This is a genomic window from Hyphobacterium sp. CCMP332, from assembly GCA_014323545.1.
In the GTDB taxonomy this organism is placed as follows: domain Bacteria; phylum Bacteroidota; class Bacteroidia; order Cytophagales; family CCMP332; genus CCMP332.
Window position 1 is genome coordinate 344867 of sequence record CP058647.1, and the last position, 21640, is coordinate 366506.

A 21640-nucleotide genomic window follows, 5' to 3' on the forward strand; every position below is an offset into this window, starting at 1 on the left:
GATATGATATGACTCAAGTATTAACTGACTTCCAGAGGCAGGACAATAAATACCTTTGTACCCTCTCCTATGTTAGATTGAAGATCGATTTTACCACCCATAGTTTTAAGACTCGCTTTAGCTATATAAAGGCCCAAACCTGATCCTTTTGAATAATGTGAGGCCCTGTAATACATTTTGAAAACCTTGTCCATTTGATCAGGTTCAATGCCGAGTCCATCATCGTGTATTTCTATGCTGACTTGCTTCCCTTCTACCCTTGCTGAAATAAACAAATTCAATTTATTCAAATCGCGATCATAATATTGAAATGCATTGTCTATGATATGATTCATGATCAAAGAAAAACGTTTTGGATCATTGTCTATCATCAGGTTTGGTTCGATTTCCATTCTGATATTGACAGGTAATGATGACTTAATTCTTTTATCACTAATTATCTTTTTAATTGATTTTTTTAAATCAAAACGCTCGGTTTGAATCTCATCTTTGCGCAATTCAACATACTCATTGATCTCTGCTAAATAGTTTTCAATTTGACCGAGAGCCTGTTCCATCATTGCAATGGTTTGTGGATCATTAGTGTCTAGTTTTTTAAGTTTAATCAACTCTGTAAGTCCTTGTAGAGAATTAAGTGGAGCTCTCAATTTACTTGATGAGGAACTTACAAACTGATCCATTTCCTCTCCCAGTTTGAGGAGTTTACTATTTTGCAAATCAAGCTCTTCAGATTTAGCCATTGTCTCTTCAAATTGATCTTTTAACTGACTAACCAATTTTTTGTAGGATTGGGTTAGCGATTTGAGTTCGAGTATGTCAATATTTTCATCCAACAAAAGGTCGGCCTTCCAATCCTTGTAAAGGAAACTTTTTATATTTTCTGATAGATTTTTTACGGGTTTTGAAAATCGATTGGCCAATAGAATACTCAATATCAATGAAAGTAATATTGCCAGAGAAGTAATGGATAAAACCCAAATTCCTGCTTTCTTAGATGTTTTTGCTACTCTGTCATCGAATGAAGTCGAAAGATTTGAGAATGAATTTATCGTTGAAATTTTTCTTTGAAATAAATCGTACTTTTTTCCGCTGTTTTGTTCAATTCCCAAGGTAAAATCAAGCTGAACCAGCTCTCTGAATTTATTTCTATAAAGTTTAAGAATTTCTATGCCCGCTTCATACTTATTTTGGTTGTTTAATTTTTGTATCAGACTTTGAGAATAATTCTCGAATTTATTTACGTATAAACTATCTTTTCGAATAATGTAGTCTTTTTCATAGCGTCTCAATAATAATATCCATTCTTTTCTAAAATTCAGACTTGCAGAATCCTCCAATAATTTTGCCCAATGCCGCATTTCTCCTTCAACACCAAAATCCTTAAATCCTTTTTCCCTGTATAAATCAAGAACTTCATTGTATACATTATTGTATTCCTCCAATTCAAGAATCAAATTTTCAAAATTAATGTCGAGACCAGAGTTTAAAGGTTCTTTTTTGGATTTATACAATTGTCGGAAAATCTCAGATTCAAGACTATCTCTGAAGACCAGATACGGACTTGTTCTCTTTTCAAAAAATTCAGAATTCTCTATATCATTTTTAAGAAATTGCTCATCCAAAGACATCATGTGAAGGCTTGACATCATCAATTCGTCAATTTTATCCTCAACCTTATTCATGGTTTCTATTTGCCCATAGAAGTAAAAAATAAGACTAAAAATGCCAACGGTTATTAGTATCAGGAGAAAAAATCCCGACAAAAGACGAGCGCGAATGGTATTCAATAACAAAGGCATCTTAAAGTACCAATATTAATACGATTAGCAGAAAGCGTTTAGGAAAGGATAGATTTAAAACAATCCATGTAAGCTAAGAGCCAAATATGAACAATATACATAGCAAAATATCTTTATTTAATTAAATTATAAATTCAATAATATCTTATATAATACTGATTTTCAATTTTTTAAATGATTTCAATAAAGTTGCGTATATCTATTCTAACTAGGTAATTTAGCAGCTGAATAAGTATCAAAATGGCTTAAATGTCAAATAGATTAAAGAATATCATATGACAATTATTTTTTCAGAATAGTAAATTCCACTCTCCTGTTTTTCTGTCTTCCTTCTTCCGTTTTATTATCTGCTATTGGATGTGAACTTCCATAACCTTTGGCCATTAGGCGATTTTTTTTGATCCCTCTTACTTTAATCAAATAAAGTCCTACGGATCTCACCCTTTCTTTAGATAGCTTTTCATTAAAATTTTCATTGCCGGTGCTGTCGGTATGGCCAGAAATTTCGATAATAGAGCGCTCATGTTTTATCAACCAATCTGCAAGTTCATCCAATTGGTCGTATGATTCTGTTTTAAGTTCTGAGCTGTTGACTTCAAAATAAATATTATTGAGTATAAAGGTCATGTTCTCTTCCCATTTCGGCTTGCCTTCATCAATTTGCTCAACTTTATCTGAGATAACATTTTTTTGCTTTTCAGCCTTCACTAATCTTTCGAATTGCACTGCTCTTCGATCGGCTGTATCACCTCTGGCTATACGTGCTTGTCTTTCCTTGAATCTTTCTTTAGCCGCTTTTTTTCGCATATTATGTTGATGTGTCTTTTTTCTGCAAGCTTTCTTAAAACATATCATCGGCTTGTTTCCGGTTCTGTCAGTGTGAAGAACTACCGGCGGCATACTACAAGACACAATTAAAACGGATACAACAACAATATAAAGTCGGGAATAGATTTTTTTAAGTTTAGGATCGTTAAAAATGTTATTCAAAATTTATTTTAATAAATGAATTGAAAGTTTTTGCAATAATATTGAATCGAAATTCAAATAATAATAAAGATTTCATAATCTATGACTATGTTCTTTTACGTTTCTAAAATTCTTATGTTTCTTATCCAACCGCTGAATTGGATAATTATTATTTTGCTTTTAGCAATCTTTCACAAAAATAAGAAAAGGGCTTCAAGATTATATCTTTTGGCTTTTCTTCTCCTTATTACTTTTAGCAATCCTTTTCTTATCAATCAATTGTACAATAACTGGGAACCGGCTCCAAAAAGCTATTCTGAACTTGAGAATTATGATCTAGTAATTGTGCTCGGAGGCTTTAGTAATGCCAGCAGGCCGCCGCGGGATCGCGTACATTTTGTTAAAGGCGCAGATAGACTAATTCATGCTATAGAAATATATAAAATCGGCAAATCGCAATGCCTTTTATTAAGTGGGGGTTCATCGAGAATTGTAGGTGAAAAAATAAGTGAAGCCAGATCAGTTATGCCTTTTCTTTTGAATATGGGCATTCCCCGAGATTCAATTTTGCTTGAAGCAAATTCAAGAAATACGCATGAAAATGCCAAGGCTTCCAGAGAAATAATTAATAGAAAATACAAAGGAGGCAAGTTTTTACTGATTACTTCTGCCTTTCATATGAAACGAGCCAAAGCTTGTTTTGAAAAAGAAGGAATTCAAGTCACAGCTTTCCCGACTGACTATTATGGTAATGAGATAAACTGGTCGCCGGTACAAACATTTATTCCCAAAAGCGATGCATTTCATCTTTGGAATCTATTAATCAAAGAATGGCTGGGGATAATAGTTTATAAAATCGCAGGATACATCTAATTGATCCAAATAGTCTTTGCATTTACAAATTCTCTGATTCCCAAAGCTGATAATTCTCTACCATACCCTGATTTTTTAATACCTCCAAATGGAAGTCTTGGGTCTGATTTCACCATTTCATTAATAAAAACAGCACCGCTATTGATTTTAGCAGCTAAGGTGGCTGCCTTTATTTTGTTTTTTGTCCATAGAGAAGCTCCAAGGCCAAAAACACTATTGTTTGCAAAGGAAATAGCCTTCTCTTCATTTTCAACACGCATTAAACAGAATACCGGACCGAAAAGCTCTTCATCGAATGCCGGAATTCCCGGTTTGATATTTTCCAATACTACAGGGTGAAAAACAGAACTCCCGTTTTCAGGTTTTTTACCTGGAATAATTGCTTTTGCACCTTTATTAATACTTTTTTCAACCTGATCCCAAAGTCCTGAGGCAAGGTCGGGACGCGCCATTGGACCGAGCTGGTTTTGTTCGTCCATCTGGTTTCCAACTTTTAAGTTTTTTACTCTTTCCAAGACCTTCTTTTTGAATTCTTCATAGACCTCCTTTACAATAATAAATCGTTTTGCAGCAATACAACTCTGACCTGTATTTATCATTCTCGAATCTATTGCTTTTTCAACCGCTAAATCTAAATCTGCATCCTCTAATACTATAAAGGGATCCGAACCACCAAGTTCCATTACCGATTTCTTAATGTATTTCCCAGCCATCCCCGCAACAATACTTCCGGCTTGTTCACTTCCTGTGAGGGTAACAGCAGCAATTGAACGGTGAGAAATGATGTTTTCTACTTGCGTATTATCGATAAGCAATGATTGAAATACACCTTTTGGAAATCCACTTTTTTCAAAAACTTCTTCAATGGCCATACTGCACTGCGGCACATTCGAAGCATGTTTCAGTACGCAAACGTTGCCCGCCATTACCGCTGGGGCTGCAAATCTGAAAACCTGCCAAAATGGGAAATTCCAGGGCATAACAGCAAGAATCCCTCCTAAAGGTTGATAATGAATATAACTCTTTTGGGCTTCTGTTTCAATTTCCACATCCTCAAGATGTTCTGCGGCATGATGTACATAATACCGGCATACCCAGGAACATTTTTCAACTTCTGCGAGGGCTTCTCTTATGGGTTTGCCCATTTCCAAACTTATTATTTTAGCAAACCGTCCCTGATGCTCCATTAAATATTCGGATGCATTTATAAGAAAAGAACTTTTTTCCTGTAAACTAGATTCGCGCCAATCTTCATAAGCTACAGAGGTTTTTTCTAGAATTTTTAACACCTCTTCATCCGTAAGCTGATCATATTCTTTTAGAACTTCAGAATTGTAGGGATTAATGGATTTTATTTTTTTCATAATTTAAAACCTGATTTGAGAGATAGCAGATAATGCGAATAAAAAATTCTCCGTGGAATAATTTAGACATTGCAATTCTTTAATTTCAAAATCTCAATGACTGAAAGAGCAAAGATAAAGTCAATTTATATCTATCCTATCAAATCATTAGACGGTGTTAAGATAGATAATATTGCATTTAATAGAAGCGGAGGTCTAGTAAATGACCGGCTTTTTGCATTTAAGGATTTCAATGGCGAATACATTAATGCTAAAAATTATCCTGAAATAATTAAGCTCAGATCCGATTTTGACCTGGATAAAGGCCTTTTAAATCTAAAAAACGCAAACAATAAATTAAGCTTTAACCTTTTTGATGAAATCGACTTAATAGAAGAATGGTTTTCAGAATATTTTAAAAAGAAAGTTAAGCTTCACAGAAATAGTGAAATGGGTTACCCGGATGACAGAAAAAGGCCCGGCCCTACTATTTACAGTTATCAATCATTGGAACTGGTTAAATGCTGGTTTCCCGAATTGAGTATTAATGAACTGAGAAGAAGATTTAGAGGCAATATAGAATTGGATGCCGACCTGGATGGTTTTTGGGAAGATGAACTTTTATTAAGTGATATGAAACACGGTTTATTTCAATTGGGAAATATTGAATTCCAAGCTGTAAAACCTTGCCCCCGATGTCCTGTGCCTACCAGAAACTCGATTGATGGTAAAATCTACAGGGGTTTTCAGAAAACATTCACAGAAAAAAGAAAGAATAATGTATCGGTTTCAGTGGATAAAAAGCTCTTCCCGCATTATTATATGTTTGCAATAAATACACTGGTGAGCAATCCGGAATCCGGCAATATTAAATGCGGGGATATCCTGAACAGACACTAATGGATCAAAGAATTGTATATCTCAATTAAATGATTATAGTTTTTTTCAGGTGTATATTTCAATGCATATTCTTTTTTAGCATTTATTGACATCTGGTCTTTGTTTTCATGGTCCTCAAACTTTTCTAAAACTGAATTGAGATCCTCGGGATCGCCAGCTTTAAAATGAAACCCATTGATTCCTTCTAAAACCAACTCTGAATGGCCTCCGATATCAGAGACAATTACCGGTGTTCCAACCGAAAATGCTTCAATAATTGTCAAACCAAAAGTTTCGTACCATTCAGATGGAAAAATAAGGGCCTTTGCGCTTGAAATTAATTGCATTAATTCAGAACGTTCTTTAAAGCCATGAAATTCAATATTTTCATTCCTTTCAGAGGCGTTTAAAACCTGATGTTCTAATTCACCCGATCCGAATATTTTTATTTTCAATCCGGAAGACTTAAAGGCTTCCAGCATTGTCAAAACTCCCTTTTCTTGGGTCAATCTTCCAAGAAAGATATAATAGTCTTCTTTTTTAGAACTTACTATTGTCGGTTCATCCACATAATTGGGTTTGAAAACCATTTTGTTTTTATCGATTCGCAATGATGATTTTTCAAAAATTGGTTTAGAAAAATTATTTAAAATTATAAAGCGGTCAATACAGTTTTTATAGGTTCCGGCTAACTTATGAATTGCCGTTATCAGCACAACTAACGTTGTTTGAAGCATTGATTCTCTGTAAATTTTTCGAAGAATAGCCTTTATAGGGAATAGCTTATCTGTACTTTCGGTATAAATCTTTCCATTGTGATAGAGCGTTGCGCTAGGACAAATGAGCCGGTAATTATGCAAGGTATGCACCACAGGAATACCATATTTTTTTGCCACACGAAATACCGCAGGTGAGGCAACAAAAAAGGTATTGTGTACGTGTATAATATCCGGTTGAAATGCACGAATTCGTTTTTTTAATACCCATGCACTTCTCGAATTGTATATACTTTTAAAAAAATAAACTATTTGAGATATTCTGCCTCCAATGCTTTCATTTGAAAAGACAAGGCATTCTACATCATGGCCATTATCGCGTAATAACTTAGCCTCATTGTTAAAAACCACATCTTCACCACCACCGTGATTTTTATAAAAAGTATGAATAGAGATTATTCGCAATAGGGTTTTTGGCTTTGAAATGGCAAATTGTTAACGGCTAATTTTTCTCATTATCCTCGCATTCGGATTCAAAGCCTTTAAGAACAATCCAACGTTCTTTATTCATGAGCAACCTGCCATTTTCATGAAACAAACGATATGTTTGAACCTTATCCGCAGAACTCATTAGGTTTAAATGCGGCACTCCATAGTGAACTTCAACATTCCAATCCCCTTCTATAACTTTTCTTTTTCCATCTTTTCCTGGCTCTACCATTTTGAAGGTCATATCAGGACACAGGTTGATCCAGGCAGTCGTCTTTAATATTTCAGATGATACCACATCAGAGGTACTTCCTTTTCCAAATTTGAGGCTCTTTCCTTTCAAATCATAAGACCACCTTTCGGCAAGAGGATGTTTTGTGATTGGGAAAAATGACATGGTGTTAATGATTAGCTCCAATTCAGAATTAGCTGTGGATAAATACTCATCTTCCTTCATGACATAAAACATGATCACTCCGTGGCCATAATCTCCAATATTTGAAATTCCCTCAACCTGAACTTTATAGCCTTCAAAATACCCTTTTGCATCAAATGAAATCAGACTGTCAGTTTGATTTTGAATATTGGTTATGATCAAATTCATCTCTTCATCAGAATAACCCTTGCTTAAAAATGATTTCAGTTGTGACATTTCTTTAAAATCGTGTCTGAAAATCATTATGAAACCAAAACCGGAAGTGGGAATCAGAATGATATCGCTGTTGTTATTTTCTGCTTTAAAACCTTTTGGTATATTAAATTCCAAACCGAGATATGGAGCACTGATACGGCCGGCTGAAATGTAATTGGCATCATTTCCTCCTTTGCTAATTCCTGAAAACGGATTATGCAAAGTCTTTTGAGGTTTTTTGGCCGAAGAATCAGGTAGAAACATCAAATCGTATTGCGTCGCATAATTGGGTTCGCCAAAATCTGTCATATCAATAATATAGAGATGAAGGTGATCACCCAAAATATCCATTTCAAAAAAATGGGCATTGTCTCCCAGATTGATCAATCCTTTACCTCTCTTTTCTTCCACAGAACCGTGTAAATAATATATACCTCTGTAATCGTGCAATTCTCCGGAAATTTGACCATCCTGTTGGACAATCTCAAGATAGCTTGTTTCTCCTTCAAATTCATGGGTATAAACACCGCTAAAATCTACACTTTGGGCATTTACTTTGAATAAGATTAGAAATGATAAAAAGCAGAAAGAAAGTATTTTCATAGTCCTGTATCGCTTCTTCAAAAATAATAAATTAAATTGCTTTAAACGCGATTGAACAGATTAAGTCTTTTGCGGTTATGATTTTATGATCGATCTTATACAATATCTGGCTCTTGGTGTTTTAATTTACGTGAGTTTATTCTATATCCTTGCTACAATAATTAAAAACTGGTCGATTATAGATATCGTCTGGGGGCCCGGTTTTGTGTTAATCGCCATAATGGCAATTATTTATACCCGTAATTATAATATCTTTTCTTTAACAATTTCCGCTCTTGTCACTCTCTGGGCCTTACGTCTCGCATTTCATATAGGAATTAGAAATATCGGCAAAGGTGAAGATTTTAGATATGCCAATTGGAGAAAAAAATGGCAGCCCCATCCCGAAATACAAGGCTATTTTAGGGTTTTTATTTTGCAGGGAATAATAATGCTCATCGTATCATTACCCATTTATGTAACCATTAAATTCAGTTCAACAGATTATTCCTTTATTTATTTCATTCCCGGTATTCTGATTTTTTTTATTGGATTCATATTAGAAGTTAGTGCTGATTTACAGCTCAGAAACTTTAAAAAAGATGACAAAAACAGCGGGCATTTAATAAATAGTGGCCTGTGGTCAATATCTCGACATCCCAATTATTTGGGGGAAATCATACTATGGTGGGGTATAGGATTTTTTTCACTACCCTTTGAATATGGCTATTTAGGACTTCTCGGGGCCCTTTGTATTCATTTAATTATTCGCTTCATATCTATTCCAGTATTGGAAGAAAAATGGAAACTCAGAAAGGATTGGAAAGAAATCGAAAAAGACACTTCAATTCTCTTTCCATATTTAAAAAAAAAGCCCTCCTGAAATCAGAAGGACTTTTTTCTTTCTAAAATTTATAATTTACCTCACGCCGTGTAATAGTTTCTTCAAGACGGGAGAAATCAGAATTAGAAATAATCCCGTGCCCATGGCGAAAAGTCCGATATTTGTATAAACTTCTTCATAGACCATAAAGCTCTCAGCTCTGGTCAACTCTACGCCATCTCCACCTTCAACCGTTCCAGTTAACTGAGCAATTTGACCAGCAAGAAAATTTGCTCCTGCAAAAGTTAAGAACCAGGCGCCCATTACTGTTCCGGTTAAATCCTTTGGTGCCAATTTGGTGACCATGGACAAACCGATCGGAGATATAAAAAGCTCTCCAGTGGTATGGAAAAAGTACAATAGAATGATTATGATATGTGGAATCAAAAAAGTTGCGCTTACAGGAGAAAGTGGAACGAGTAAATACCCAAATCCAAGAAATGCAATGCCCAAGCCAAATTTGGCCGGAATATTTGGATTCATTTTCATTTTATCCAGTTTGACCCACATCCAGGAAAAAATTGACCCCAATACCAATATGAAAAATGGATTGTAAAATTGTGTGGTTGCAGCAGCCATTTCCCAATTGCCCAACCAGGCAAAAGTCCTGTTGATATGATCACGAGCAAATATGGTCAAAGATGTCCCCGCCTGCTCAAAGAAGGCCCAAAATACCACATTGAATAACATCAATATAATCAACATAAATATTTTATCCCTTTGAACATTATCGCTACTAAATGCAGTACTTAATAAATTAAAGACCACATAAATTGCGGTGGCAGCAAGTAACCAGCCTACGACAGTATAATAAGTAAATAGCACATAAAGCATGGGTATTACCGCAAGAGATGCCAAAATGGTAACAGTCTGAAGATTTAATGGCCCTAGGAAAGGGGCGTAAAGTTTTTGAGGATTAGGTGGCTCTGCATGTGGGTAGACCAATTTTCTGCCTAAATAAAAAATCAGAAATCCGGCCATCATACCAACACCTGCCATTGCAAAACCCCATCTATAGCCATATACACTACCAATTTGAGCAACAATTGTCGTAGCTAAGAATGCACCGACGTTAATACCTATGTAGAAAATAGTAAATCCTGAATCTCTTCGTGGGTCGTTTTCTTCATAGAGTTTACCTACCACCGAAGATATATTAGCCTTGAAATACCCGTTTCCAACTATAATTGTAGCCATTCCGATGTACAACCAGGATTCTGAACCTCCGAGTATTAAAAATTCTCCAATGGACATTAAAATTCCACCGAGAATGATTGCAATTCTGTATCCCAGAATTTTGTCTGCGACTTTCCCGGCTATTACCGGTGCCGCATAAACCAATGCCGTATAGGCACCATATATTCCAAAGGCTTCATTATTACCTTTCATGATTGAATCAATAAGATAAAGGGTCAAAAGTGCCCTCATCCCATAATAACAAAACCTCTCCCACATTTCGGAGAAAAACAAGATCATAAGACCTCTTGGGTGGCCTAAAAATGTTTTTGTAGAAGGCAGAGAAGAAGGTCCCTCATTTTGCGGTGAATCTGTCATTTAGTAAGCATTTAGTTTCTAATTCTTTCAAAAAGTACAATGATGCAAATTATTTTCCAAAATTTATGATTCTCGTCAAATTCTTAAAAATTGAATGATTTATATACAAAGTGATTTTTATCAGGGATGGATCATCTTTTATGTTTATTTTTGCGGCCTGATAAAAAACTAAAAACAATGACTTCAAACGTTGACCAGGCTCTGAAAGACGAGTTTATCAAAATGGGTATTGGCAAAGCCTCTGAAATTAAATACCAACTTACTCCTTCTCAACTGGTGGAAGAAGGAATTAAAAATAGCGAAGGTGTGCTTACAGACAACGGCGCATTTATGTGCGATACCGGGACATTTACAGGTAGATCTCCTAAAGACCGTTTCGTAGTTGAAGACGAAACCACAAAAGATTCCGTTTGGTGGGGACCAGTTAATATTCCTATTTCTTCTGCGCATTTTGATGGTTTACAGGACAAAATGTTAAAGTTTCTCGAAGGACAAAAATTGTATGTCCGGGATGCTTATGTTGGTGCCGACCCCAATTACAGATTAAGTCTTAGAGTTATTAATACATTGGCCTGGCATAATCTTTTTTGTAACAATATGTTTTTGAGACCTTCAAAAGAAGAGCTTAAAGGTTTTGATCCCACATTCACAATAATTTGCGCACCTGATTTTAAAGCCGACCCTGAAGTTGACGGCACAAGACAGGAAAATTTTGCCATTATAAATTTTAAAAAGAAAATGATTCTGATCGGCGGAACTGCTTATTCCGGTGAGATGAAAAAAGGCATGTTCTCGGTGATGAATTATATCTTGCCACATGAAAAAAACGTGCTTTCAATGCATTGCTCTGCCAACATTGGTGAAGATGGAGATACTGCTGTGTTTTTTGGCTTATCCGGTACTGGTAAAACCACATTGAGCGCCGATCCAAATCGCGGATTGATCGGAGATGATGAACATGGATGGACAAAAAACTCAGTGTTTAACTTTGAAGGTGGTTGTTATGCCAAGGTCATTGACTTGACAAGAGAAAAAGAACCCGAAATCTGGGATGCAATTAAATTTGGAGCCATTGTTGAAAATACCAGATTTCTACCTGGAACCAGCCAGGTTGACTATACCAATTCCTCTGTTACGGAAAACACAAGATCTGCTTATCCCATTGATCATATTAGCAATGCTGTAGAACCTTCAATTGGAAAAATTCCTGATAATATTTTCTTCCTTACTTGTGATGCATTTGGTGTTTTGCCACCAATTTCAAAATTGCAAAAAGGACAGGCCATGTATCATTTTATTTCCGGATATACGGCAAAAGTAGCCGGTACTGAAGCCGGAATTACAGATCCGGTTACTACTTTTTCAGCTTGTTTTGGAAGTCCGTTTCTTCCTTTACATCCAACAAAATATGCCGAAATGCTAGGAAAGAAAATGGACGAGCACAAAGTAAATGTTTGGCTCATTAATACCGGCTGGACCGGTGGACCATTCGGTGTGGGATCTCGAATGAAATTATCATATACCCGGGCTATGATTACCGCTGCGCTGAAAGGTCAGATTAATAATGTTGAATTTGAAAAACACCCTATTTTTGGATTGGATGTACCAAAATCATGTCCGAATGTCCCTTCTGAAATTCTAAATCCTAGAAATACCTGGACAGACAAAGATGCCTATGATAATAAGGCCAATCAATTGGCCAGAGCATTTGTGGAAAACTTTCAAAAGTACGAAGACTTTGCCAACGCCGATATTATGGCCGGTGCGCCAAAAGCCATGGTTTAATATTTACAAGGATTAATTATAACAATCACAAAGCCCTGAAAAGGGCTTTTTTTATAGTCTGGAAATAAACATCAAAGCTGACATTAAAAAGGAACTGAGCGCTACAACTTTTAATTGCGAATCGAGCTTATGGTTATCATCGGTTTTCCAGACTTTCACAAGGTGAAGCCAAAGGATAGGGAAAACAATCATAAATGACCATTCATAACCCGAGTAACTATTATGATTGGCGTAGGAAACTAAAATTACTTGTGGAATAATAATTAAAAAGCTGTGATAAATTTTTGCAGATCTGTATCCGATCCGTACTGGAATTGAGAATTTTCCCGCTTGCTTATCGCTCTCAATATCTCTCATATTGTTGACATTTAAAACAGCTACAGAGAATAGCCCAAATGATATTGCCGGTAAAACATCGGATAATATCAGTTCCCGAATTTGAAGAAAGGCAGTTCCCATAACCCCGATAATCCCAAAAAATACCAACACAAATAAGTCACCCCATCCGGCATAACCGTATGGATTTCTACCGGCTGTATAATTAATTGCTGCCCAAATTGATAAAAGTCCTAAAACAAACATGGAAACAACTTTGATCAATTCATTCTTTGGGAAAGACAAATACAATAACAAGACTCCTGAAATAAAGGATAAAAAAGCAAAAATAATTATCGCCCACTTCATGGAAGAAACAGATATCTGTCCGCCCGAAACCATCCTTTCAGGTCCTTTCCTACCCTTGTGATCTGCACCGTGAATGGAATCGCCATAGTCATTGGCAAAATTTGATAAAATCTGAAGTAACAGTGTTGTTGTTAAAGTCAGAAAAAAGACTTCGTATTTAAATTCAATTCTGCCTGCTGTTATCGCTGAGCCGGCCAAAATCGAAGCGAAAGACAATGGTAATGTTCTGAACCGGGCCGCTACTATCCAGTGCTTTAGTGAAGCCAATTATTCTTTAATTGCATTTAAAATTTTATCGCCCATCGGTTTTACCCCAGATTGAAAAAAATGAGTCAATTCACCTTTCTCATTGACGAGATACTTGCAAAAATTCCAATTGGGCGCATCCTCGTTCCAACCGTTTAATTCTTTTGTGGATAACCACTGATATAATGGATGCATGTCGACTCCTTTTACAGATATCTTTTCAAACATTTGAAATTCCACACCATAATTTCTTCGACAAAATAATGCTATTTCAGAATTGTTCCCTGGTTCCTGTGAACCAAAATTATTTGCAGGAAAACCCAAGATTACAACTCTATCTCCGTGCTTTTCATGTAATTCCTGTAATTCAGCATATTGAGGTGTATAGCCACATTTCGATGCTACATTAACCAGCATCACCTTTTTTCCCTGATACTTACTAAAATTAATTAAATCTCCTTCAATCGATTTTAATTTAAAACTGTAAAAGTCTGACGAATTATTTTCACTCATATTTCCCGGTCTTGATGTGGACTTGTTAAAACAAGCAGTGAATAAAACAAATACTAAATAAAGGAAACTTATCTTTTTCATAATTACATTTTGTCTGGTACCTGAATACCCAATAAACCCATCGCCTTTTTTATTGTTTGAGCAGTGATCTGAGACAGTGCCAGCCTAAACTTTATCATATCATTGTTTTCTTCATTAAATATTGGAGAATCTGCATAAAAACGATTGTATTCTTTGGACAGATCGTAAACATAATTTGCTATTAATGATGGATCAAAGGCTTTAGCCGCCTCAATAATTCTATCTTCAAATAATGATATGATAAATAGCACTTCCCTTTCTGATTGGCTTAGCTCTGCTTCCATCTCCAGGTTTAGGTTGCTGAATTCAATTGTTTCAGTCTTTGCTCTTCTTAAAATTGCCTGAATTCTAGCATGTGTATATTGAATGAATGGACCTGTATGACCTTGAAATTGAATAGATTCTTCTGGGTCAAATAACATTCTTTTCTTCGGATCTACTTTTAGAAGAAAGAACTTCAATGCTCCAAGACCGAGATTATGATAAAGTGATTGTGCTTCTTCACTTTCAAAATCTTCAATTTTACCCAGTTCTTTGGTGTGCCTCTCTGCTGTATTTTGCATTTCCATTACCAAATCGTCAGCATCAACAACTGTTCCTTCCCTCGACTTCATTTTACCTGAAGGCAAATCCACCATACCATATGAAAGATGATAGCATTTTGATGCCCATTCGTAACCTAGCTTTTCAAGTATTTTGAACAGGACTTTAAAATGATATTCCTGTTCATTCCCGACGGTATAAACAATACCATTAAGATTTGGGAAATCTTCATACCTCTGAATTGCTGTTCCAATGTCTTGGGTCATATACACCGAGGTCCCATCTGCTCTCAACAAGAGTTTTTCATCGAGGCCTTCATCGCTCAAGTCTACCCAAACAGAGCCATCTTCTTTTTTTCTGAAAATCCCTTTTTCAAGTCCTTGCATTACTATGTCCCTACCTTTGAGATAAGTTTCAGATTCATAATAGAGTTGATCAAAATCTACACCAATGAGATCATAAGTGGAATCGAATCCTTTGTAAACCCATGAATTCATTTTTTTCCATAGCTCATTGACCTCTTCATCACCTTTCTCCCATTTCTTAAGCATTTCCTGGGCTTCTTTTAATATGGGCGCTTCCTTTTCTGCTCTTGTTTTTTCATAGCCGGACTCAATCAGTTTTTCAACTTCGGCTTTGTATTTTTTGTCATATTCTACATAATATTTACCAACGAGTTTATCACCTTTTAACCCGGAAGATTCGGGTGTTTCCCCTTTACCAAATTTTTTCCAGGCAAGCATGGACTTGCATATGTGGATCCCACGATCGTTAATTATCTGGACTTTTTTTACTTTATTCCCTGCAAACTTTAAGAGTTCCGAAACAGACCATCCCAGGAAATTATTTCTCAAATGACCTAGGTGAAGTGGCTTATTGGTATTTGGAGATGAGTATTCAACAACATATAGTTTGTCACCATTGTCAATATTTGGCCATGAATTATCAAATGCAATATTGTTAAGAAATGATACCCAGTCTCGGTTTTTTAAACTAAGATTTAAAAACCCCTTCACTACATTATAATCAGCAACTATAGCCTTTTCTTTAAGTTTTGAGCCAATTGATTCTGCTATTTCTTCGGGTTTTTTTCTTAGTAGTCTGGTCAGTGGAAAAGTTACGATGGTAATATTACCTTGAAATTCTTTTTTAGTAGGTTGAATGAGCAATTCAATATTCTGATCCTTGATTGAAAAATCATCATTCAATATATTGAGAATGTCATTTTTTAATTGGGTTTCCTTGATCATCCCTTTCTTTTTTCAAGTTCATGAACTGTTTTATCGAAAACCTCAAATGCCAAATTTGCCATTTTGTTGAGTTCATCCAGTGTTGGGTTTATTTCAACCATTTCCCATGCAACAACTTTTTCCCAGGAAATCAATTTTGAGTTCAATTCAATTGCTTCTTCATGACTTAAACCGTTGTCAACCGGCGTTCCGGTTCCTCTACTGAGGCTTGGATCCATGCTGTCAACATCAAAGGATATATATACTATGTCACAATTATTCAATCGCTTTTTGGTTTTCTCAATTGCCGCATCTAACCCGGTTTCCCTTAATTCCTCAACAGGAATGTTTAACATGGAATTTTTATCTATTAAATATTGCTCAGGTTTTTCTGTTGATCTAACAGCTATAAAAACAACATCTTTGTAATTATACTTTGGACCCTCAATTCCAAGATTTTTAATTTTATTCCATTTATCGATAGTTTCTTTTTTAGGATTGTTTATTCGGCAATCCTGATTATCCTCAGCAGCAGCCATAGCCAAGGGCATTCCGTGCATATTGCCACTTGGGCTGGTGTATGGTGAATGCAAATCCGCATGCGCATCGATCCAAATTATACCCAAACGTTTATCGGGAAATGCTCTTTTTATTCCGGCAATACTGGCATAAGCCATAGAGTGATCTCCGGATAGAATCAAAGGGAAAATTTGTTCATTAATGACTTTAGTCACGTTTTGAGCATGTTTTTCTCCAACTTCTAATATCCCTTCTATGTATTTGCCATTCGGGTTCTGGGGTGGTAAATCCAAATCGTGATTTCGATGCGTTAATTTTGATGACTTGTATTTAGCAAAGAGTCTGGACTTCTTATTTCTAGCGGAAACCTTAAGTGCGTCAACACCTAAGCTTGCCCCCCTGGTACCTGCTCCTAATTCTGAGGGCACTTCAATAAATTCAATGGACTTCATTAATCGTAAAAAGATTTTTCATTCTAAGACACTACTCATGCCTTTTCAAAATGGCTGCAAATATCAGATTTTTAGATGAATTTTTGAATTCTCAGAAAAGAATCATTTCAATTATTCCCGGTATTTGAGAATTGTTTCGACGGCTTCACTAAGATTTGCGAAATGTCTCTCGTTTTTTTCCCAGGGCTTGTTTACTCTTAAGCCTTTTATGCCAATTTTTTCCGCCGAGACAATATCGCGATCGCTATCTCCCACCATCCACGAATTGGAAACATCAATTTTGTATTTTGAAATAGCCCGTTCAAACATTAAAGTATCCGGTTTTCTTGAAATGCTTTGAGTAAAATCAGGGTGATAAGGTGAATAAAACATATCATCTAAAATATGATCGCATTGTTCCTGAAGAAATATGTGACAATTATGAACATGTTCTTTTGTATATAAGCCTTTCGCTATGCCTCCCTGATTGGTAATAACGATTAATAAGAATTTCGATTTCTTTAATTTCTCCAACGCTGCTTTTACTCCTTTAATTATGACAAAATCCTCCACATTGAAAGTATATTCACCGCGTTCCTGATTCAATACACCATCTCTGTCAAGAAAAACACATTTATTCATAATTACAATTTATACAATAAAGTCCTTTCAATCGTTATCTTAGCGCCAAAATTAAAATCGATTTAAGCCAATTGAAAGATAGCCTGGTAATCATACCGACTTATAATGAGATCGACAATATTGAAGGTATTATTCGAAAAACATTCGATGTGTCTTCCATTTTTCACATTTTAATTGTAGATGACGGATCACCTGATGGAACAGCCGACAAGGTAAAGCAATTGCAATCCGAATTTGCCGAAAGATTGTTTATGCTTGAGAGACCCGGAAAAATGGGTTTGGGTACAGCATATATAACAGGATTTAAATACGCCCTTGAAAATGGCTATGAGATGATCTATGAAATGGATGCTGATTTTTCCCATGACCCTAACTCTCTCTCTGACCTCAGAAAAGCAATTGCAGAAGAGGGTAATGATATGGCCATAGGTTCCAGATATGTCACAGGCGTAAATGTGGTTAACTGGCCAATGGGAAGAGTGTTGATGTCATTCTTTGCAAGTAAATATGTGCAATTCATCACGAGCATGCCAATCAATGATGCTACAGCTGGTTTTATTTGTTATTCAAGAAAGGTGCTGGAAACCATTGATCTAGATAAAATTCGTTTTGTAGGCTACGCCTTTCAAATTGAAATGAAATTTAAAACATGGAAATACGGCTTTAAAATCAAGGAAGTACCGATAATATTTACAGACAGAACCAAGGGCACCTCAAAAATGTCAAAGCGAATTTTTAAAGAAGCATTTTTTGGTGTAATTCAATTGAAAATGGAAAGTTGGTTTACCAAATACATACGCGAGGAAAGCAGCAATAAATCTCAGTCCTGATTTAAAGACTCAATAATTAACTTTTTAATCAGCTCTGGGTGTGTCCATGGCAAAAAATGGTTAGCGCCCTTAATTGTTTTTATTTCCAGGTATTCTTCGGGAATATTCTTTTCTGTAAACCAAACATTTTCATAAGGTACCAAAATGTCTTTTGTGCCATGAACATGTACTATATTGGTTGATATTTCAGCCCACATTCCTTCAATTTCGGATAAGGCTGCTTTATGACTGAATTTTTCATCTGAAGCCACTGTCCAAACCCTTGGTGTTAGCCATCTGAAAGGTGGCCACTTGGCCAAATAAGAAATCCAGAATATGATTTCCCTATCCGGATCAATTGCCGGGGCCAGCATTATAACTTTATCGATTAGAGTATCATTTTGGTAAGCCATTATTCCGGCTATTGGTCCTCCAAATGAATGTCCAATAAGAACGATATTCCCAAAAGAACTCAATTCTTCATTTATCAGTTTTTTTAGCATTTCCGCCTGCCGTTTAATGGACTTTTCAGATTTGCCAAAATCGGAATATCCATAACCGGGCCTATCAATCGCCACCATACTACAAATCGAAACCATTGTACTGTCCATGAGAAAATGATAATAATCCTGCGATGAACCCGGAGCACCATGGATAAATATTATAAGGTTTTGCCTGTCTCTTCCGGTTTTTATATATCTGATCTGACTGTTTTCAAATTGGAAATAGTGAATACCAACGGAAATTCCAGTTTCATTAAATTCCCGCCGGACGACTTCATCACTTATACGGAATTGCATGCAGCTATTCAAAAAAATGATAAAAAGAGCTATGATTACAAGACTGATCAATAAAGCTCTTTTTTTCATTTGGCTATATTATTTTTTGAGATAAGGGCGATTAATATAAATGGCATCTCCGTCAAAAGACGGATGATTTGTAAGTCGGTCTTTAAATTTTCCACGGTTGCTCATCAGGTAAATCTCCCAGTTATCGTCTCTATTACTTCCAAAGACAAGATCTTTAGCATCCGGACTAAATGTTGCCATTATTTCCATTCCCGGTGAATTGGTCAACTGCCCTATTTCGCCGGAATTGAGCTCGAGATAATATAAATTGATGTAATCAAGACTGTCCTTATCCGAATGAAATACAATTACATCATCATATGGACTTACAGAAGGATTGCACTCATTCCATTCCGAATTAGTCAGATTTATAAGAGAATCATTTTTAAGGTTTAACATAAATAAATCTTCATTGCCATTTCTGTCGCTTTGAAAAACTATTCTATAGCCGTCGTTCATGAATAAAGGCTTCTTATTATTGGAGGAATCAAAACTTATCCGTTGAACAGAATTATTATCAAAATCATGGATGAATAACTGAAAGTAACCCTCGATGGTGTCATGAGCTACAATTTTGTTCTCGAGGGGATGTACTTGAAAATAAAAGTCATCAAATATTATTTCCTTAATGAATTCATTTTCATCATTTCGCAAATTATATCGGTAAATGGCCTGGATTGAATCCTTATCATCCAAATAGTACAAATAATTACCATCGATTGTGGCCCTTGGCGACCACTGATTTGAATTACCGTTAAGCAATGGATTTAGATTTGTGCCATCGGTTTGTATTTCATAAATATCCGAATTCCCATTTCTATTGCTGACAAATGCAATACTTTGTTTTTTCTCTTTGCCGGCATAAGGATTCGATAATTTATTTTCTAAAAATTCAATTCTGTCGGGATCAGATGAATAAACCATTTCAATAATCTGCATCTGAGGGGTAAAATAAACGATGATTCCTAATACCACTGCAGGAATCAAACGAATGGATACATTTTTTAGGTAAGTCAAATTTTTCCTCACCGTTAATACTAATATAAACAAGGCTGCTATCGCAATGAGAGAAAGTGATATACCAATAAATAATACAAAAGCTCCACCTTCTATAATCGATAGTTTCAGAGAAAACCCCAGGGGAACAATTAGCATTGGCAGAATGAAAATAAAAGCATACCAGGGAATGGCACCGAACTGAGACTTATTTATGCTTTTCAAAAACCAGATTCCTGTTAGCAATGTGGTTGAAGTAACTAAAATATAAGAATAAACATGATGGCCTGAAATCAATATCAGGGCAGACAGCATTGCCAAAACGGCTAAAACAATTTCAAGTTTTGCTGTTCTGTTCAATTTCATTGTCTAACTAAATTTAATTGCATTTACCGGTTTGATTCTTGATATTATTTCAACTGGAATCCATAAAAATATCCCAATGATTAAGACCGAAAGTAAATTAACTCCGATAATGTAAGGCCATACAAATTGAATGGGAACTGCATCCATATAGTAATTGTCGGCATTCAAGGGAATAACTTCAAAATAGAATTGCAGAGCGGCAAGGACAAGCGCGATGGAATTACCATATAAAAGGCCTTTAGCCATAATAATTAAGCCATTGTTGATAAAAATACGTTTTACATTAGAATCCTGTGCTCCCAGTGCCTTCAGTACACCAATCATATTGGTTCTTTCCATGATCAATACAATCAAAGTAGCGATCATGTTAAAAGTAGCCACAACCAGTATTATACCAATGATCAATGCCACATTGCGGTTTAAAAGACTCATCCATTCAAATATTTGAGGATATTTATCTTCCACTAATTCTATTTGCATGGAATAATCAATTAATTCAAAAACCTCTTCTGAAGTCTGATTGAGATTGTCGTATTCAGAAATAAACAGTTCAAAACCGCCCACCAGGCTATCATTCCAATTGTTGAGTCTTTGGATGAGTTTCAGATCCCCGATAATCACATTATCGTCGAAATCTTCCAATCCGGTTTTATAAATTCCGGAAATTCTGAGTTTTCTAGTCCTTACCGGTTCCTGAATAAAATAAAGCAGGACATCCATACCCGTATCAAGTAATAGAAGTTTTGACAAACTCTCGCTGATCATTATTTCTTTTGAATAATTGCTATCAGGTAAATAAATAGCTTTGCCTTTTTTAATATTTTTATCAAATCTCGACCAGTTATAATCGCGATCAATACCTTTCATAATTACACCTTTGGTGTCTTTATCAGTTTTAAGCAATCCGGCTTTATAGGCAAATTTTTGGATGTCTTTTACATTCGGAATGCTTTTTGCGTTTTTATATATTTCTGAATTTGAAGAAATCGGAGGATTATCATAAATATTGGTCAAACTGAAGCGTGTGATTTCCATATGACCTGTAAAGCTTAGGATTGTATCCTTAATATTGCTTTTAAATCCTTCGAGAATACAAAAAGACAATACCATGATCGCTATACCAATGGCTACACTTCCTATGGCAATTCGCATAACAATTGGAGTAAAAGCACTGGCTTTTCCGGAATTTATACGTCTTGCAATAAAAGTATTAAGATTCTTCAAGCTTAG

At 35.6% G+C, this 21640-nt stretch carries 19 protein-coding genes; 5 read left to right on the plus strand and 14 right to left on the minus strand.

Translation table 11 applies throughout. The features are described from left to right. Positions 1–20 precede the first annotated feature (20 nt). A complete protein-coding gene (locus HZR84_01515) occupies positions 21–1682 on the minus strand; it encodes a HAMP domain-containing histidine kinase (GenBank protein ID QNL20678.1) in 1662 nt (553 codons plus the stop codon). Between the two features lie 399 nt (positions 1683–2081). Further along, positions 2082–2789: an OmpA family protein gene (locus HZR84_01520; protein ID QNL20679.1), complete on the minus strand. Its 708-nt coding sequence runs from the start codon at positions 2787–2789 to the stop codon at positions 2082–2084. A gap of 207 nt (positions 2790–2996) precedes the next feature. Here HZR84_01520 and HZR84_01525 point away from each other — a divergent pair, with 207 nt between their 5' ends. Beyond that, positions 2997–3641: a YdcF family protein gene (locus HZR84_01525; protein QNL20680.1), complete on the plus strand. Its 645-nt coding sequence runs from the start codon at positions 2997–2999 to the stop codon at positions 3639–3641. On the opposite strand, the gene HZR84_01530 is transcribed toward HZR84_01525, so the two are convergent. Further along, positions 3638–5005 carry an NAD-dependent succinate-semialdehyde dehydrogenase gene (locus tag HZR84_01530; protein QNL20681.1) on the minus strand — a complete coding sequence of 456 codons (1368 nt, stop codon included), beginning with the start codon at positions 5003–5005 and terminating at the stop codon, positions 3638–3640. The two genes, HZR84_01525 and HZR84_01530, sit on opposite strands and share 4 nt — an antisense overlap. Before the next feature lie 96 nt (positions 5006–5101). Here HZR84_01530 and HZR84_01535 point away from each other — a divergent pair, with 96 nt between their 5' ends. After that, on the plus strand, positions 5102–5884 hold the full coding sequence (locus HZR84_01535; GenBank protein ID QNL20682.1) for an MOSC N-terminal beta barrel domain-containing protein: 783 nt from the start codon (positions 5102–5104) through the stop codon (positions 5882–5884). Here HZR84_01535 and HZR84_01540 read toward each other — a convergent pair. Both HZR84_01540 and HZR84_01545 read right to left on the minus strand, forming a co-directional pair. After that, positions 5881–7044, minus strand: coding sequence for a glycosyltransferase family 4 protein (locus tag HZR84_01540; protein ID QNL20683.1), 1164 nt, complete (start codon positions 7042–7044; stop codon positions 5881–5883). The two genes, HZR84_01535 and HZR84_01540, sit on opposite strands and share 4 nt — an antisense overlap. Positions 7045–7081: 37 nt before the next feature. Next, complete coding sequence (locus HZR84_01545; protein ID QNL20684.1) at positions 7082–8323, minus strand: hypothetical protein; 1242 nt, start codon at positions 8321–8323, stop codon at positions 7082–7084. 64 nt (positions 8324–8387) lie between these two features. Here HZR84_01545 and HZR84_01550 point away from each other — a divergent pair, with 64 nt between their 5' ends. Further along, a complete protein-coding gene (locus HZR84_01550) occupies positions 8388–9164 on the plus strand; it encodes a DUF1295 domain-containing protein (protein ID QNL20685.1) in 777 nt (258 codons plus the stop codon). Positions 9165–9200: 36 nt separating this feature from the next. Here HZR84_01550 and HZR84_01555 read toward each other — a convergent pair whose 3' ends face one another. Further along, positions 9201–10718 (minus strand): MFS transporter, encoded by a 1518-nt coding sequence (locus HZR84_01555; protein ID QNL20686.1) that lies wholly within the window; start codon positions 10716–10718, stop codon positions 9201–9203. 177 nt (positions 10719–10895) lie between these two features. On the opposite strand from HZR84_01555, the gene pckA reads away from it, so the two are divergent. Further along, positions 10896–12503, plus strand: a complete 1608-nt coding sequence (pckA, locus tag HZR84_01560) for a phosphoenolpyruvate carboxykinase (ATP) (GenBank protein ID QNL20687.1) — start codon at positions 10896–10898, stop codon at positions 12501–12503. A gap of 51 nt (positions 12504–12554) precedes the next feature. On the opposite strand, the gene menA is transcribed toward pckA, so the two are convergent. From menA to HZR84_01585, 5 genes are all read right to left on the minus strand, one after another. Then, positions 12555–13454: a 1,4-dihydroxy-2-naphthoate octaprenyltransferase gene (gene menA, locus HZR84_01565; protein QNL20688.1), complete on the minus strand. Its 900-nt coding sequence runs from the start codon at positions 13452–13454 to the stop codon at positions 12555–12557. Then, positions 13455–14027, minus strand: coding sequence for a glutathione peroxidase (locus HZR84_01570; GenBank protein ID QNL20689.1), 573 nt, complete (start codon positions 14025–14027; stop codon positions 13455–13457). It lies immediately after the preceding gene. Positions 14028–14029: 2 nt separating this feature from the next. Then, positions 14030–15820 carry an arginine--tRNA ligase gene (locus HZR84_01575; GenBank protein QNL20690.1) on the minus strand — a complete coding sequence of 597 codons (1791 nt, stop codon included), beginning with the start codon at positions 15818–15820 and terminating at the stop codon, positions 14030–14032. Then, the gene (locus tag HZR84_01580) at positions 15817–16770 is read right to left on the minus strand and encodes an arginase (GenBank protein QNL20691.1); all 954 of its coding nucleotides are present in this window, start codon (positions 16768–16770) and stop codon (positions 15817–15819) included. Before HZR84_01580 ends, HZR84_01575 begins: the two co-directional genes overlap by 4 nt. 111 nt (positions 16771–16881) lie before the next feature. After that, entirely contained in the window at positions 16882–17391 is a 510-nt protein-coding gene (locus HZR84_01585; GenBank protein QNL20692.1) for an HAD-IIIA family hydrolase, read from the minus strand. A 71-nt stretch (positions 17392–17462) separates the two neighbouring features. Here HZR84_01585 and HZR84_01590 point away from each other — a divergent pair, with 71 nt between their 5' ends. After that, complete coding sequence (locus tag HZR84_01590) at positions 17463–18221, plus strand: polyprenol monophosphomannose synthase (protein ID QNL20693.1); 759 nt, start codon at positions 17463–17465, stop codon at positions 18219–18221. Here the strand turns inward: HZR84_01590 and HZR84_01595 are convergent. From HZR84_01595 to HZR84_01605, 3 genes are read right to left on the minus strand one after another with little or no spacing between them, the layout of a single operon-like run. Beyond that, positions 18212–19069 carry an alpha/beta hydrolase gene (locus tag HZR84_01595; protein ID QNL20694.1) on the minus strand — a complete coding sequence of 286 codons (858 nt, stop codon included), beginning with the start codon at positions 19067–19069 and terminating at the stop codon, positions 18212–18214. The two genes, HZR84_01590 and HZR84_01595, sit on opposite strands and share 10 nt — an antisense overlap. A gap of 9 nt (positions 19070–19078) precedes the next feature. Then, entirely contained in the window at positions 19079–20410 is a 1332-nt protein-coding gene (locus HZR84_01600) for a PD40 domain-containing protein (protein QNL20695.1), read from the minus strand. Positions 20411–20413: 3 nt separating this feature from the next. Continuing rightward, on the minus strand, positions 20414–21634 hold the full coding sequence (locus HZR84_01605) for an ABC transporter permease (protein ID QNL20696.1): 1221 nt from the start codon (positions 21632–21634) through the stop codon (positions 20414–20416). Positions 21635–21640: the final 6 nt, after the last annotated feature.